This is a genomic window from Neobacillus thermocopriae (assembly GCF_010975035.1).
Lineage (GTDB): Bacteria > Bacillota > Bacilli > Bacillales > Cytobacillaceae > Neobacillus > Neobacillus thermocopriae.
In genome coordinates this window covers 214936-229482 of record NZ_JAAIUV010000002.1, presented here as the reverse complement: position 1 = coordinate 229482, position 14547 = coordinate 214936, and the positions used below count along the sequence as shown (strand labels likewise).

The 14547-nt window shown below is 38.8% G+C and carries 15 protein-coding genes; 3 read left to right on the top strand and 12 right to left on the bottom strand.

All coding sequences use genetic code 11. From position 1 onward, the window contains the following. Positions 1–5: 5 nt before the first annotated feature. The 5 genes from sirA to yneA form a co-directional block, all read right to left on the bottom strand. Positions 6–446: a sporulation inhibitor of replication protein SirA gene (gene sirA, locus G4Z05_RS02485; protein WP_163250308.1), complete on the bottom strand. Its 441-nt coding sequence runs from the start codon at positions 444–446 to the stop codon at positions 6–8. A gap of 199 nt (positions 447–645) precedes the next feature. Then, positions 646–2649: a transketolase gene (tkt, locus tag G4Z05_RS02480; RefSeq protein ID WP_163250307.1), complete on the bottom strand. Its 2004-nt coding sequence runs from the start codon at positions 2647–2649 to the stop codon at positions 646–648. Between the two features lie 379 nt (positions 2650–3028). After that, the gene (locus G4Z05_RS02475) at positions 3029–3259 is read right to left on the bottom strand and encodes a DUF896 domain-containing protein (RefSeq protein ID WP_038541352.1); all 231 of its coding nucleotides are present in this window, start codon (positions 3257–3259) and stop codon (positions 3029–3031) included. Between the two features lie 80 nt (positions 3260–3339). Continuing rightward, the gene (locus tag G4Z05_RS02470) at positions 3340–3987 is read right to left on the bottom strand and encodes a YneB family resolvase-like protein (RefSeq protein WP_163250306.1); all 648 of its coding nucleotides are present in this window, start codon (positions 3985–3987) and stop codon (positions 3340–3342) included. A gap of 4 nt (positions 3988–3991) precedes the next feature. Then, positions 3992–4315: a cell division suppressor protein YneA gene (yneA, locus tag G4Z05_RS02465; RefSeq protein ID WP_163250305.1), complete on the bottom strand. Its 324-nt coding sequence runs from the start codon at positions 4313–4315 to the stop codon at positions 3992–3994. Positions 4316–4474: 159 nt separating this feature from the next. Here yneA and lexA point away from each other — a divergent pair, with 159 nt between their 5' ends. Continuing rightward, entirely contained in the window at positions 4475–5098 is a 624-nt protein-coding gene (gene lexA, locus G4Z05_RS02460; protein WP_038541344.1) for a transcriptional repressor LexA, read from the top strand. A 55-nt stretch (positions 5099–5153) separates the two neighbouring features. Here the strand turns inward: lexA and glnA are convergent, their stop codons facing one another. The 4 genes from glnA to hflX all read right to left on the bottom strand — a co-directional run bounded on the left by glnA (position 5154) and on the right by hflX (position 9630). Beyond that, entirely contained in the window at positions 5154–6488 is a 1335-nt protein-coding gene (gene glnA / locus G4Z05_RS02455; RefSeq protein WP_163250304.1) for a type I glutamate--ammonia ligase, read from the bottom strand. Between the two features lie 27 nt (positions 6489–6515). Then, on the bottom strand, positions 6516–6890 hold the full coding sequence (locus G4Z05_RS02450) for a MerR family transcriptional regulator (protein WP_205597417.1): 375 nt from the start codon (positions 6888–6890) through the stop codon (positions 6516–6518). 196 nt (positions 6891–7086) lie between these two features. Then, positions 7087–8355, bottom strand: coding sequence for a methionine gamma-lyase family protein (locus G4Z05_RS02445; RefSeq protein WP_163250302.1), 1269 nt, complete (start codon positions 8353–8355; stop codon positions 7087–7089). An 18-nt stretch (positions 8356–8373) separates the two neighbouring features. Next, positions 8374–9630: a GTPase HflX gene (gene hflX / locus G4Z05_RS02440; protein ID WP_163250301.1), complete on the bottom strand. Its 1257-nt coding sequence runs from the start codon at positions 9628–9630 to the stop codon at positions 8374–8376. A 169-nt stretch (positions 9631–9799) separates the two neighbouring features. Here hflX and G4Z05_RS02435 point away from each other — a divergent pair, with 169 nt between their 5' ends. After that, positions 9800–10405 carry a trimeric intracellular cation channel family protein gene (locus G4Z05_RS02435; RefSeq protein WP_163250300.1) on the top strand — a complete coding sequence of 202 codons (606 nt, stop codon included), beginning with the start codon at positions 9800–9802 and terminating at the stop codon, positions 10403–10405. Between the two features lie 352 nt (positions 10406–10757). Here the strand turns inward: G4Z05_RS02435 and spoVK are convergent, their stop codons facing one another. From spoVK to miaA, 3 genes are all read right to left on the bottom strand, one after another. Then, entirely contained in the window at positions 10758–11705 is a 948-nt protein-coding gene (spoVK, locus tag G4Z05_RS02430) for a stage V sporulation protein K (RefSeq protein ID WP_163250299.1), read from the bottom strand. 255 nt (positions 11706–11960) lie between these two features. Further along, positions 11961–12191: an RNA chaperone Hfq gene (gene hfq, locus G4Z05_RS02425; protein ID WP_038541324.1), complete on the bottom strand. Its 231-nt coding sequence runs from the start codon at positions 12189–12191 to the stop codon at positions 11961–11963. A gap of 27 nt (positions 12192–12218) precedes the next feature. After that, positions 12219–13178 carry a tRNA (adenosine(37)-N6)-dimethylallyltransferase MiaA gene (gene miaA / locus G4Z05_RS02420; RefSeq protein WP_163250298.1) on the bottom strand — a complete coding sequence of 320 codons (960 nt, stop codon included), beginning with the start codon at positions 13176–13178 and terminating at the stop codon, positions 12219–12221. 350 nt (positions 13179–13528) lie between these two features. On the opposite strand from miaA, the gene mreBH reads away from it, so the two are divergent. Then, the gene (gene mreBH, locus G4Z05_RS02415) at positions 13529–14536 is read left to right on the top strand and encodes a rod-share determining protein MreBH (protein WP_038541316.1); all 1008 of its coding nucleotides are present in this window, start codon (positions 13529–13531) and stop codon (positions 14534–14536) included. The last annotated feature ends 11 nt before the right edge of the window (positions 14537–14547 follow it).

Sequence of the window (14547 nt, the reverse complement as noted above, 5' to 3'; positions counted from 1 at the left end):
TTCAATTAGACATATTTTCTTTCTTTAATGGGTTTTAGCCATCCAAAACGCTCATGTTCAAGATCAATCGCTAAAATCGATGATTCATATTTTCTTAACACTTCAAAAAAGATCGTTTCCGCTTCATAACTGCCATCTGCTTCAATCGTGAGGAGGTCTTGATATATTTCCAATTTCGCCTTACTTATTTTTCCACTCAATTCAATCGTATATGCGCCATGATCGGCTTTAAATCCTTTTCGTTTTCCAAGATGTTTTTGTATAAGCTGGTGTATTTTCAATACTTCTACTTTTTTAGTGATATAGGCAATTTGTTTATTAATAATAAAAGCAAGTTCTCCACTAGCATTCAAATGTTCTTTAAAAAGTTGAAAAAATAATCTCTCGCGTCCGAAGTAATGAGTGGCAAATTCATCTTCTATTAAATATAATTGATATTTTCTCACACTGACCTCTCCTTCGCCGACTTTCCTTTCATTTATTATAAAAAATCGAAAAAGAAACATTTGTCTGAAAGCGGCAAAAACTTTCACTTTTTTTGTCGATTGAAAGAAAGGTCAAACCTATCTATTCATCCCAGCTTAAATCTTACATTCCAACCCAAAAAAAGAGAGAACGATTCATCGTTCTCTCTTAACAAAATTATTAGCGAAGTAGTGCTTTTACACGTGCAACTACATTATTCACATTAAATCCAAATTCATCCATGATCTTTTCACCTGGTGCTGATGCTCCGAACTGATCAATGGCTAGTACTTCACCTTCATCACCTGTATACTTGTGCCAACCAAGGGATGAGCCCATTTCAATACCTAGTCGTTTTTTCACGTTCTTAGGTAAAACAGAGTCTTTGTACTCTTGTGGTTGTTGTTCGAAACGGTCCCAAGAAGGCATACTTACAACTGAAACATCAATACCTTCCTCAGCTAACGCTTTTTGTGCTTCAATCGCAAGGCTTACTTCTGAACCAGAAGCTAATAGGAGCGCATCCGGAGTTTCTTTTCCTGCTGGAGAAATCACATAAGCACCTTTAGATACGCCTTCATACGCTTTTTCTGCGGTTCCTTTTAATGTCGGTAAATTTTGACGTGTAAGGACTAATGCTGTTGGTTTATTGGTTGATTCAACAGCCAGCTTCCATGCGGCTGCCGTTTCATTCGCATCAGCAGGACGAATGAGAGAAAGGTTCGGCATGGCACGTAAAGCAGCTAAATGCTCGATTGGTTCATGGGTTGGACCGTCCTCACCGACAGCAATACTGTCATGTGTTAAGACATATGTTACTGGTAGACCCATTAATGCAGCAAGGCGAATGGCAGGACGTAGGTAATCTGAGAATACGAAGAACGTTCCTCCAAATACTTTTACACCACCATGTAGGGCCATTCCATTCATGGCAGCACCCATCGCAAATTCTCGAACACCAAACCAAATATTGCGACCTTCGTAAGAACCTGGCATATAATCTCCAGATCCTTTGATCATGGTTTTATTGGAACCGGCAAGGTCAGCTGATCCACCAATTAAGATTGGAAGATTTTGCGCAATGCCATTTAATACTTCACCAGATGAAGCACGGGTAGCAAGAGCTTTTCCTTCGCTATATACAGGGATTGCTTTATCCCATCCTTCTGGAAGTTCGCCACGTAATGCTTGCTCAAGCTGAGTAGCTAATTCTGGATATTCGTTTTTGTATTCAGCAAAAAGTTCGTTCCATTCTTTTTCTTTTTTCTCACCTTGTTCGACGATCAGTTTTTGGAAATGATCATACACTTCTTGAGGAACGTAGAAATCTTCTTCAAAAGTCCATTGATAAGCTTCTTTTGTAAGCTTTAACTCTTCTTTGCCTAGTGGTGCTCCATGAACTCCAGAAGTACCTGCACGGTTTGGTGATCCATATCCGATAACTGTTCTTACCTCAATAAGGGTAGGACGGTCTAGATCGCTTTTTGCTTCTTCCAATGCTTTCGCAATTTCTTCTAAATTATTTCCGTCTTCGACTCGAAGATATTGCCATCCATAGGATTGGAAACGTTCTTTCACACTTTCAGAGAAAGATTTATTCAAGTCTCCATCTAGGGAAATATCATTTGAATCATAAAGAACAATTAAACGGCCTAATTTCAAGTGCCCAGCAAGAGAAGCAGCTTCCGCAGAAACACCTTCCATTAGATCCCCGTCACCACAAATACTATATGTAAAATGATTCACAATTTCATAACGATCTTTATTATATACGCTAGCTAGGTGACGTTCTGCCATAGCCATTCCTACAGCCATTGCAATCCCTTGTCCAAGTGGACCAGTCGTCGCTTCTACACCTTCTGTATGTCCATACTCTGGATGTCCTGGTGTTTTGCTTCCCCATTGACGGAATTGCTTTAAATCATCCATGGATAGATTATATCCAGATAGATGTAACATACTGTACAATAAAGCAGATCCATGACCAGCAGATAAGACAAAACGGTCGCGGTTAAACCAATTAGGATTTTTTGGGTTATGGTTCATGAATCTTGTCCATAATGTATACGCCATTGGTGCAGCACCCATTGGCATTCCCGGATGTCCGGAATTCGCCTTCTCAATCATATCAATTGAGAGTGTACGAATGGTAGTTACAGATAATTCATCAACTGTATTAAACATCAATTACATCCTTTCTTTATCACAATAGGATCTTACCTCAACATTAATATTATAGTGGAGCTTCAAATAATTCAACAAATTACAACTAGTTTTTCAAATATATGCCACTTTGTCCTTCATATTGGCACATGGTGTTGGAAATATGTTCGTAAAACGCAAGCACCTAAATCAAGAAGGTGGACATGCAGTGCAATTACGATCATTGCCATCTCAAAGATGTGCTCCAAGTTTAATCATAATAGATGAACACCTCTTAGACATGAGACTAATCATTGGTCGCAAACATAGGTGTCTATCCCCCATTGAACTTTTACTCTAAGCTATATGTAAAAAAATATCCTATTTAAAAAAGGAATACAAATATTTGTATTCCCAGATGTTAGTGAAGCCTATTTTTTCTTCTATTTTTTATTTTTTCAGGAGTAACATCATTTCCCATCGGATCAATAATCTTTGTATTAGTGAGTGTCTCAAGCATACTTGAACGAAAAGCTGCTAAGTATTCAGCTCTTAATTTTGATTGTTCCTTAGCTTCTATTTCGGTTAAACCTTCCGTTTTTGCTTTTTTGGCCAATTCATTAATTCTAGCAATCTTTTCTTTGGATAGCATTCAAGCCCATTCCTTTCAAAAACTCCTTACAATAAGAATTAATTTTACAAAAAAAGTATGAATTTGACAAGGGATATCCCTTATTCCTCTTGGCTATCCAAATATTCCTGATATCTCCTATGAACGGTTGCCTTGGATATGTTATATCCAAAGCCTCTTAGTGTGGAAGCTATTTCTGCAAATGTTAGTCCATTTGCTCTTAGTTTGTAAATTTCTTCAACAGGAACTTCTATTTTCTCACGACCAGAGTTGACACCCAGATTCTTTAGGTTTTTTTGAGGTTTATACCCTTTTTCAATCGCCCGTTTCATCCCGCGCTTAATTTTCACATTATGTAGTTTTCGTTGATATTCCTCAACCATACTTACAATCTTCAATACCATGGAATCGGAGTCTGAAAGCTGCAGCTCTCCATTATGAGCAATACAATAAAGCTTAATCCCCTCTTTTAAAATACAATGAAGGATCGCAACCTTTGCATTCCCCCTGCCAAGTCTTGTCTCATCCTGAATTAATACAGCTTGAACTTCCTCGTCCTTAATCCGTTCTAATAACTGAAGGATTCCATCTCTATCAAAATCATATCCACTTGCCTGCTCTTTAATAATAGAATCAATTTCAAATTGATACCGTTTTGCAAGTTGAATGAGTTCTTCTTCCTGACGCTCCAGGGACGTTTCTTGGGTTTCCTTATTTGTACTGACACGACAATATATTACTGCTTTCATTCAATCATTCCTCCAAAGCACTGGCTAATTGTCTTGGAGAAGGAACTTCTTTACGAACAGGAATCATAATTTCATCTCCAGGAAAAATTTGATCTCCAACCATTTTATTATATTTTTTCACCCAATCAATAAATTCTTCATTTGATAATGTATGTTGCTCGGAATATTGCCCGGCGATTTTCAAAAGGGAATCTCCTTCTGATACCGTTACTGTGATATATTGATCCTGCGGTACCGGAATTTGTCGGTACGAAAGAATAAGTGCAAAAGTACCACTTAAAAGGAAGAGAATAATAGCATAAGAGTATTTTGACCATAGGTTATTCATCAAACCACACCTCTTACAGAATATATGTTCGTCATTTGATGTTTTGATTATAGTACGAACATTTGTTTGATGTCAAGTAGTTTTCGAACTTATGTTTGTATACTGTTGCAGAACATGTTATAATAAAGACAACATTAACCAGACGAGGTGCAATTTATCATGGTAAAAATATCAAAAAGGCAGCAGGATATCCTAGACTTCATTAAAGAAGAAGTGAAACGGAAAGGATACCCTCCCTCTGTTCGGGAAATTGGTGAAGCGGTTGGACTAGCATCCAGTTCCACTGTACACGGACATCTGGCTAGATTAGAAAGTAAAGGATTAATCCGACGCGATCCTACAAAACCTAGAGCGATTGAAATATTAGAAGCGGATGAAGATGCATCTATCCCAAGGAATAACGTGATTAATGTTCCGGTCGTTGGTAAAGTTACTGCTGGACTTCCAATTACCGCCATTGAAAATGTAGAAGAATATTTCCCTCTTCCAGAAAGACTTGCACCTGCAGGAGAATCCATTTTTATGCTGGAAATTATGGGAGAAAGTATGATTGAGGCGGGAATCCTTGATGGGGATTATGTCATTGTAAAACAGCAGCAATCTGCCAACAATGGTGATATCGTTGTAGCGATGACGGAAGATAATGAAGCTACTTGCAAAAGATTTTTCAAAGAGAAAGATTATATTCGCCTACAACCGGAAAATTCAACGATGGAGCCGATCATCTTAAAGAATGTATCCATTTTAGGAAAAGTTATCGGTGTTTATCGACAAATTCATTAAACTTACAAAAAAAAGCCACGGTCTCAAATATTTGGACCATGGCTTTTTCCATCTATTAATACATTGTTAAGTATTGTTCTCTCTCCCAAGGATGTACAACGGTACGGAACATATCCCATTCAATCTCTTTCGCATCGACAAAACGCTCGAAAATATGTTCACCAAGACCGGCTTTAACCACTTCATTATTTTTCAATAACTCTAATGCTTGAGCCAATGTAGCCGGAAGATCGATAATTCCTTCCTCGATTCTTTCTTCCGCAGTCATCACGTAGATGTTACGATCAACTGGTGCAGGTGGTGTAAGTTTGTTTTTAATACCATCTAATCCTGCTTTTAGTAGAACAGCCATCGCTAGATATGGGTTCGCTGATGGGTCAACACTGCGAATTTCACAACGTGTACTCATACCACGAGAAGCTGGAATACGAATTAATGGAGAACGGTTTTGTGCTGACCATGCAACATAACAAGGCGCCTCATAACCTGGAACTAAACGCTTATAAGAGTTGACAGTCGGATTCGTCACGGCAGTAAAGGAAGTCGCATGTTTTAAAATACCCGCAATGAAATGACGAGCTGTATCACTCAATTTCAAATCGGCATTTGGATCATAGAAGGCATTTTCTCCATTTTTGAATAATGATAGATTCATATGCATACCAGAACCAGCTACACCAAATAATGGTTTTGGCATGAAGGTTGCATGCAGACCATGTTTACGAGCAATCGTTTTTACGACTAGTTTAAAAGTTTGAATGTTATCACATGCCGTTAGGGCATCGGCATATTTAAAATCAATTTCATGTTGTCCTGGTGCTACTTCATGGTGGGATGCTTCAATTTCAAAGCCCATCTCTTCAAGCTCAAGAACAATATCACGTCGGCAATTCTCACCTAGGTCTGTTGGTGCAAGGTCAAAGTAGCCACCTTTATCATTCAACTCCAAGGTAGGTTCGCCTTTTTCGTCTAATTTAAATAAGAAAAATTCAGGCTCAGGCCCAAGATTGAAATCTGTAAAGCCAAGCTCTTCCATTTCTTTTAACACACGCTTTAAGTTGTTGCGTGGATCCCCTGCAAATGGTGTACCATCTGAATTATAAATATCACAAATTAATCGAGCAACCTTCCCTTTTTCAGCTGTCCACGGGAATATTACCCATGTATCTAAATCTGGATAAAGATACATATCAGACTCTTCGATACGTACAAATCCTTCTATGGAAGATCCATCAAACATCATTTTGTTGTCTAACGCTTTTTCCAATTGACTACTAGGAATTTCCACGTTTTTAATTGTTCCTAAAATATCCGTAAACTGTAGACGGATAAATTTTACATTCTCCTCTTTCGCCATCCGTAAAATATCTTCTCTTGAGTACTTAGCCATCGTACTGTCCCCCAATTTATTAAAAATTTAATGGAAGAAACGTGATAGATCCCCTTGGCGTAATGATGAACGATTCAATCTGTTCGCATGTAACAATTCATTACGAAGAAGTTTTCTCAATTGTTCATCTGTCACTTCACGTTTCGCCTTTTTCACTTCTTGTGCAATTACCTCGTTTTGCTGTTCTTTGACCATAAACAATTGTTTAATTCCAGCAATATTGATTCCTTGGTCAATTAAATCCTTAATTTCTAATAGCCTATCAATATCATTTAAACTAAACATCCGCCTGTTTCCATCTGTTCGCGCAGGAGAAATTAATTGGTGTTCTTCATAGTAGCGGATTTGTCTTGCGGTCAGATCAGTAAGCTTCATGACCGTTCCGATGGAAAACAGCGGCATTGATCTTCGAATTTCTTTTCCACTCACCAAATTCTCCTCCTACCTTTCTAGTAACTTTAACTCGCGAGTTAATTTGTATTACTTATTGTCATTATATTTCTCGTTAGAAAAAATGTCAACGATATGTAAGAAAACCTAACATGGTTTTTAAAATAAAAATGGGATAGCTTTCATCACTATCCCAACATTTTTCTATTTATAAGGTAAGTAATCCTTTCTCTACTAAATGATCAATTGCCAAACAGACAGCAATCTTAACATGGGCGTAAGTTAAGCCACCTTGCACATAGGCCGCATAAGGCGGTCGAAGTGGACCATCTGCTGTCAGCTCAATACTAGCTCCTTGAATGAATGTTCCAGCCGCCATAATGACATCATCTTCATACCCCGGCATATAGCTAGGGTGAGGTGTAACATAAGAGTTAATTGGCGAGGCGAATTGTATGGCTTGACAAAAAGAAACCATTTTTTCCCGATCATCGAATTGTACGGCTTGGATGAGATCGGTTCGCTTTTCATCCCATTTTGGAGTGGAATTCATTCCTAATTTTTCTAGCATGGCTGCTGTAAAAATTGCCCCTTTTAATGCTTGGCCAACTACATGTGGTGCGAGGAAAAATCCTTGATACATTTCTTGTAAGCTATAGAGAGAAGCTCCAGCTTCGGCTCCAATTCCAGGGGAGGTCATTCGATAAGAACAAGCGTCTACCCATTTCTTTTTACCAACAATATATCCCCCCGTTTTGGCCAAACCGCCTCCAGGATTTTTTATAAGTGACCCGGCCATTAAATCTGCACCAACGTGACAAGGCTCCAACTCTTCCACAAATTCCCCGTAACAATTATCAACGAACACGACCACATCTGGCTTGATTTCTTTTACAAATTGAATCATTTCTCCGATTTCTGCTACAGAAAATGATGGTCGTACATCATACCCTTTGGAACGTTGAATTCCGATCATTTTTGTATTCGGCTTGATCATTTTAGCGATCATATCCCAATCAATGGTTCCCTCTTCTGTTAAGGAAACACTGTTGTAGGAAATGCCGAACTCCTTGAGAGAACCAACCCCGCTGCCTCGAATACCGACAATTTCTTCTAATGTATCATAAGGTTTTCCGGTAATATAAAGAAGTTCATCTCCTGGGCGAAGGACACCAAATAAAGCGATCGAAATGGCATGGGTCCCAGAGATTATTTGCGGCCGGACGAGCCCAGCTTCACCGCCAAAAACATCTGCATATACTTTTTCCAACGTGTCTCGACCGATGTCATCATAACCGTAGCCTGTAGATGGAATAAAATGTGCATCACTTACCCTATGCTTTTGAAAGCTTTGTAGTACCCTAAATTGATTGGATTCAATTCTTCTTTCAATTTCTTGATGAACAGCCGAAATTTGCTTTTCCACTTCACTCACAATCGGCTGAATTTTTTCCCCGTTTTTTAACTGTTGAAACATGCTGTATTTTTCTCCTATCTATAGTTGATATTTCTGCAATTGTCCTGTTATTTGATGATCCTGTAATGTATATCCTTTACAATGATACGCTTGCGTCTCTTCATTAAATGTTAACTCTCTTAAAATGGTTGCATTTTTTAATTGAGAAAGCAGTTTCCCTTCCGAAGATGGCACCACTACTTCATATGGTTGCATCATCCCTTTCATAACCTGCTCTATTTTAAGTTTTAAGTTTTGTCGATCCCCTTCATCCAATGCACTGATAAAAACAGTTGGTGTATTCGCCGTTGGAACGAAGTCAGGATGCTTAATATCTCTTTTATTATAGACGGTTAATTGAGGAACATCACTTACTTCTAATTCCTCGAGCAACTTATTTACTGTTTTTTCGTGTTGGAAATAATCCGGATTGGACATATCCACTACATGAAGCAATAGGTCTGCTTCTTTTACCTCTTCTAAAGTTGACCGAAAGGCCGCAATGAGTGAGGTTGGCAAATCTTGAATAAAGCCAACAGTATCTGTAATTAAGGCAAGAAAGCCGCTCGGTAAAATCAATTTTCTTGTCATCGGATCCAAAGTGGCAAACAATTGGTTTTCTTCATAGGAATCCGCTTCAGACAAACGGTTAAATAGCGTAGATTTCCCAGCATTCGTATAACCGACAATCGCTACTTGGAAAGTTTTATTTTTCTTTCTTCTTTCCCGGTAACGGTTTCGGTGTTCTGTAATGACGGAAAGTTGATTTTTTATATCATCAATTCTCCGACGGATATGGCGTCGATCCGATTCCAATTTGGTTTCCCCTGGACCGCGTGTACCGATTCCACCACCGAGTCTGGATAAGGCCGTTCCTTGACCCCCTAGCCTTGGAAGTAAATATTGAAGCTGGGCAAGTTCTACTTGCAGTTTTCCTTCTTTGGAACGAGCCCTTTGTGCAAAAATATCTAGTATAAGCTGAGTTCGGTCAATAATCCGGGCATCGATTTCAGCAGATAAGTTCCGCTTTTGACTCGGTGTGAGTTCATCATTAAAAATCACCAAGTCGGCCTCTGTTTCCTCGACCAAGTTCTTAATTTCTTCTACTTTCCCTTTCCCTATATAGGTTGCTGGATGAAGTCGGTCCCGCTTTTGAGAGACAGTCGCAAGGACTATTCCTTGTGCTGTTTCCGTTAAGGATTTCAATTCTTCCATTGAATAATGGAAGCGCAAATCATCATCATCTATTTGACAGCCAACTAATATGGCCTTTTCTTTTGGTTCTCTTTGTTCCACAAGACATCCTTCCCTTTCCGAATCACTCTAGTTTTCATCTTATCAAAAATGACAAGGATTCTCTAATTTTCCTTTTATTTTTTAAAAATAATTATTGTATTTTTCCGTACCCATGATAAAATTTTGTTTGCTACAAATATATTAAACATCAAGGAGAAACAGACAGAAAATGACATGGGAAGTATTAAGTATGATTGGCACCATTGCTTTTGCTGTCAGCGGCGCCATTGTGGCAATGGAAGAAGAATATGATATTCTAGGCGTTTATATCTTAGGAATTGTCACCGCTTTCGGTGGTGGGGCTATTCGAAACCTATTAATTGGTGTTCCTGTTTCTGCTCTATGGGAGCAAGGATTATTTTTTCAGATTGCGTTAATTTCTATTACTGCAGTCTTTCTGTTTCCAAATAATCTATTAAAACACTGGAATCGCTGGGGAAATTTCACTGATGCCATCGGCTTATCCGCCTTTGCGATCCAAGGGGCCATGTATGCAGCGGATATGAATCACCCGTTGAGTGCCGTCATCGTTGCTGCTGTGTTAACGGGAAGCGGAGGAGGAATCATCCGCGATTTATTAGCAGGCCGAAAACCAATTGTGCTTCGTTCAGAAATTTATGCTGTTTGGGCGATCCTTGCTGGCGTGATCATTGGTCTAAAAATTGCCACCAACTCTTGGGAACTATACACCTTATTTATCCTTGTAACGATCCTGCGGGTACTTTCCTATACATATGATTGGAAACTACCATCCCGCAGACTTGGAGTACATTAGAAAAGTGGAAGCCCCTGCTTAGCAGCGTATGCCATCCTCCCAAAAGCTATCGCTTTCGGTCGTGCGATGCTTAGCTGCTGAAGCCTTCCTTGTGGTGGCCTCCGACTGAGATAAAGGAAACACGGAGAGTGTTAGCGATTCGATGTTGACTTATCGTAGGGCGGAGACCGAAAGACATTAGCCGCTAGGGGGCTGGAGCTAGACATTTTCCGAAGTAGAAAGATACTTTCTCATATTTTCGGAAAAGCAAAAGCCACCTGTCCAGCGGTGTATAGCTTGGATTTAGAAAGTTCACTTGAACAAAAAATAGTTTTATCTCAAAAAAATCGGCGGATGGATGAACCGCCGATTTTTATTTCTCTTCAAAAACGAGATCATTACTTCTTATCATCATTAAATCATGTCTGTCAAAGCTATTTTGCATTAACAAACGCATAGCCTGTGCCCGAATGGATTTTTCAATGATATTTCTAACATACCTTCCGTTCGAAAAGCGATTCGGGCTCATAACAGAACGAACTTCAATTAAATGTTCTTTTAGCTTCTTTTCCGCCTCATGACTTAAAGAATATTCTCGTTCAGCGAGCATTTTTGCACCAATTTCCATCAATTGATCGATCGTATAATCAGGAAAATCAATCACTAAAGGAAAACGAGAATGCAAACCAGGGTTTAGTGATAATAGATAATCCATTTCGCGTGAATATCCAGCTAAAATAAGAATAAATTCATATTGTTTATCTTCCATATGTTTAACAAGGGTATCAATCGCTTCCTTCCCAAAATCTTTTTCACCACCACGCCCTAAGGAATAGGCTTCATCAATAAATAATATTCCACCTTGAGCTTTCTTTATAAGATCCCGTGTTTTTTGTGCCGTATGCCCAATATATTCACCAACAAGGTCGGCCCTTTCTGCTTCAATTAGGTGGCCTTTTGATAATACATTCATCTTATGAAACAGTTTACCAATTAATCTGGCTACAGTCGTTTTCCCAGTACCCGGATTCCCTTTGAACATCATGTGAAGAGCTTGTTTTTTAGCTTTTAGGCCCATTTCTTCACGCTTTTTATTTACATAGATCCATGCATATATTTCTTTTATGGTTCGTTTCATTTCTTCCATGCCAACCAAAGCTCCCAACTCTTCTTCAATTTCCTTCAGAGCTGAATGTTCAGGGGGAATAACCTTTGGAGCAACGTGAAAATCAGGTAACTCTTTTGTTACGGTTTTTCTTTTTTGGGAATTGAGGACTACGCTTATTTGACCGTTGCTTTTCATACGAATCGGTTGATCCAAAGCTTTCACCTCTCATTTTTGCAGGCCATTTAGACAAAGGATAATTATTGGATGGTACTTAAATCATTGCAATGGAAAAAAATCCTTCTCTTTCATACTATGTTTATTCACCATTTATTCATTTCATTAAAAAGTTTTTTGAATTTGCTGGTGACGGAACGAAAGACTCTCTCAGAAGGGAACTTGTTTATTTTGAAATCAGCTATTATTTTGACCAATAAAAAAAGAGCCCAAAATTTGGGCTCGGTTGTTTAATTATTGGTTATCCAGGTCAAGTTGTACATTTCTTTGCGGTGCAAAGGTGGAAATGGCATGCTTGTAAACCAATTGCTGTTTCCCATCTGATTCAAAAAGAACGGTAAAATTATCAAAACCTTTAATTTGGCCTCTTAATTGAAACCCGTTTAGCAGGAATACGGTCACATGCGTATTGTCCTTACGGCATTGGTTTAAGAACTGATCCTGAATATTAATGGTTGTTTTCATTTTGTATATCCTCCTCTTATATCTCTATTAATATGTATTCGATTTTACTTGAAGCTTTCCTTCCACATATTGTGAAATTTCCTCTATTTTTTTTGACAGGTTCGTCACATCTGTCATATTAAACCATTGTACATCCATTTTATTCCGAAACCAAGTTAATTGCCTTTTGGCATAGCGCCGGGAATTTTGCTTCAAGTTTTCTACCGCTTGTTCAAGGCTAATTTTCCCATCAAGATATTCATAAATTTCTTTATAGCCAATAGCTTGAATGGATTGACAATCACGCAAACCTTGGGAATGAAGAGATTTCACCTCTTCCAATAGACCTTGCTTCATCATCAAATCCACACGCTGATTGATTCGCTCATACAGCTTCTCCCGTTCCATGGTTAAGCCAATTAATGCAGTTTGATACATTAACTCTGGTTGCTGGTTGATTTGAAAATCATGCATGGTTTTTCCACCGGTAAGATGGAAAATTTCCAATGCACGGATCACCCTTCTCCGATTATTTGGATGAATGTGTGCTGCACTTACAGGGGCTTTTTCCATTAGCTCCTTGTGCAGTGCCTCATTCCCTATTTCATTCGCTCTCTCCTCCAGCTTCCGTCGTAACGCTTCATCACCGGGAACATCGGCAAATCGGTAGTCATAAATGACAGACTGAATGTACAGGCCCGTACCGCCCACAATCATCGGAAGTTTCCCTTTCTCGGCAATCTCTTTTATTTTGGCGCGAACCAGATGTTGGAATTCAGCCACTGAAAAATTTTCATACGGTTCTTTAATATCAATTAAATGATGGGGTATCCCTTCCATTTCATCCTTTTTAATTTTGGCTGTACCAATATCCATTCCTCGATATATTTGCATGGAATCCCCGCTGATAATTTCAGCATTGAATCGATGGGCCAATTCAATACTGAGTTTTGTTTTACCAACGGCAGTCGGGCCAATGATGACTAGTAATTTTTGCTTTGCATCCAATCTTTTCACACTGCCTTATCGTTTTTTCCTGTGAGATTTTCATTACATTCACAGCTTTATCGTAACATATTTTTTCATAGCAGTAGAACATCAAACAAGTATATACAAAAACTTTTATTTCTATGCGCTTTCTTACATGAAAATAACATAACGGTTATTTCAAAATGAATAAGAATGTCTCGGATATTTACAATCCATTAACGGTTCCTTTACAAACCGCTTTCAACCCCCATTTTCGTGGTAGGATGGTTCGTAGTCTATTTTGTAGGTATTACTCGTAAAATGTCAAACGAACGCGAGAATATAGATTTATTTGTAAAAAGATTACTATAACGGAAATAGGTGATGATATGTTAAACTCATATGATATTGGAATTGATTTAGGGACTGCAAATACATTAGTTTATAGTAAAGCAAAAGGAATTACACTAAATGAACCATCGGTTGTCGTCATGGACACAGAAACTAAAAAAATCGTTGCGGTCGGAATAGAAGCAAAAGAAATGCTCGGGAAGACTCCTGAAAAAATCGTCGCCATCCGTCCATTAAAAGATGGTGTGATTGCGGACTTTGATATTACAACAGAAATGTTAAAACATATCATGCGTAAAGCATCAAAGAAGATTGGCTTTGCCGTTCGCAAACCGAATGTAGTTGTATGCATTCCGTCCGGTTCCACTAGTGTGGAAAGAAGAGCGATTCATGATGCTGTCAAAAATGCAGGCGCTAAAAAAATAACATTAATTGAAGAACCGGTGGCAGCTGCTATTGGAGCTGGCTTACCAATCGATGAACCGGTTGCCAACGTGATCGTCGATATTGGTGGAGGGAACACCGAAGTAGCGATCATTTCCTTTGGAGGAGTAGTTGCTTACCATTCCATTAAAGTTGGTGGTGACCGTCTCGATGAAGATATTATCCAATATGTACGCAAGGAATACAATGTCTTAATCGGGGAATTAACCGCTGAAAATATCAAGAAGGAAATTGGATATGCACTTGTAGATCATGAAGAAAAGAAAATGGATGTACGTGGCCGCGACCTTGTTACTGGGTTGCCAAAAACAATTACTCTATCATCCTATGAAATTCGTAATGCATTGAAAGAAGCACTATTGCATATTTTGGAGGCGATTCGAGCTACTCTTGAAGACTGCCCAGCCGAACTAAGTGGAGATATTGTGGATCGAGGAGTCATTTTGACTGGCGGCGGTGCCTTGTTAAATGGAATGGAAGAATGGCTAAGTAATGAGATTGTCGTTCCCGTTCAACTGGCACCAAGCCCGCTTGAATCAGTCGCTTATGGTACTGGAAAGGCCATTCAATATATGAGCAAGCTTCAAGCAGCCGTGAAATAATCCTATTGTGA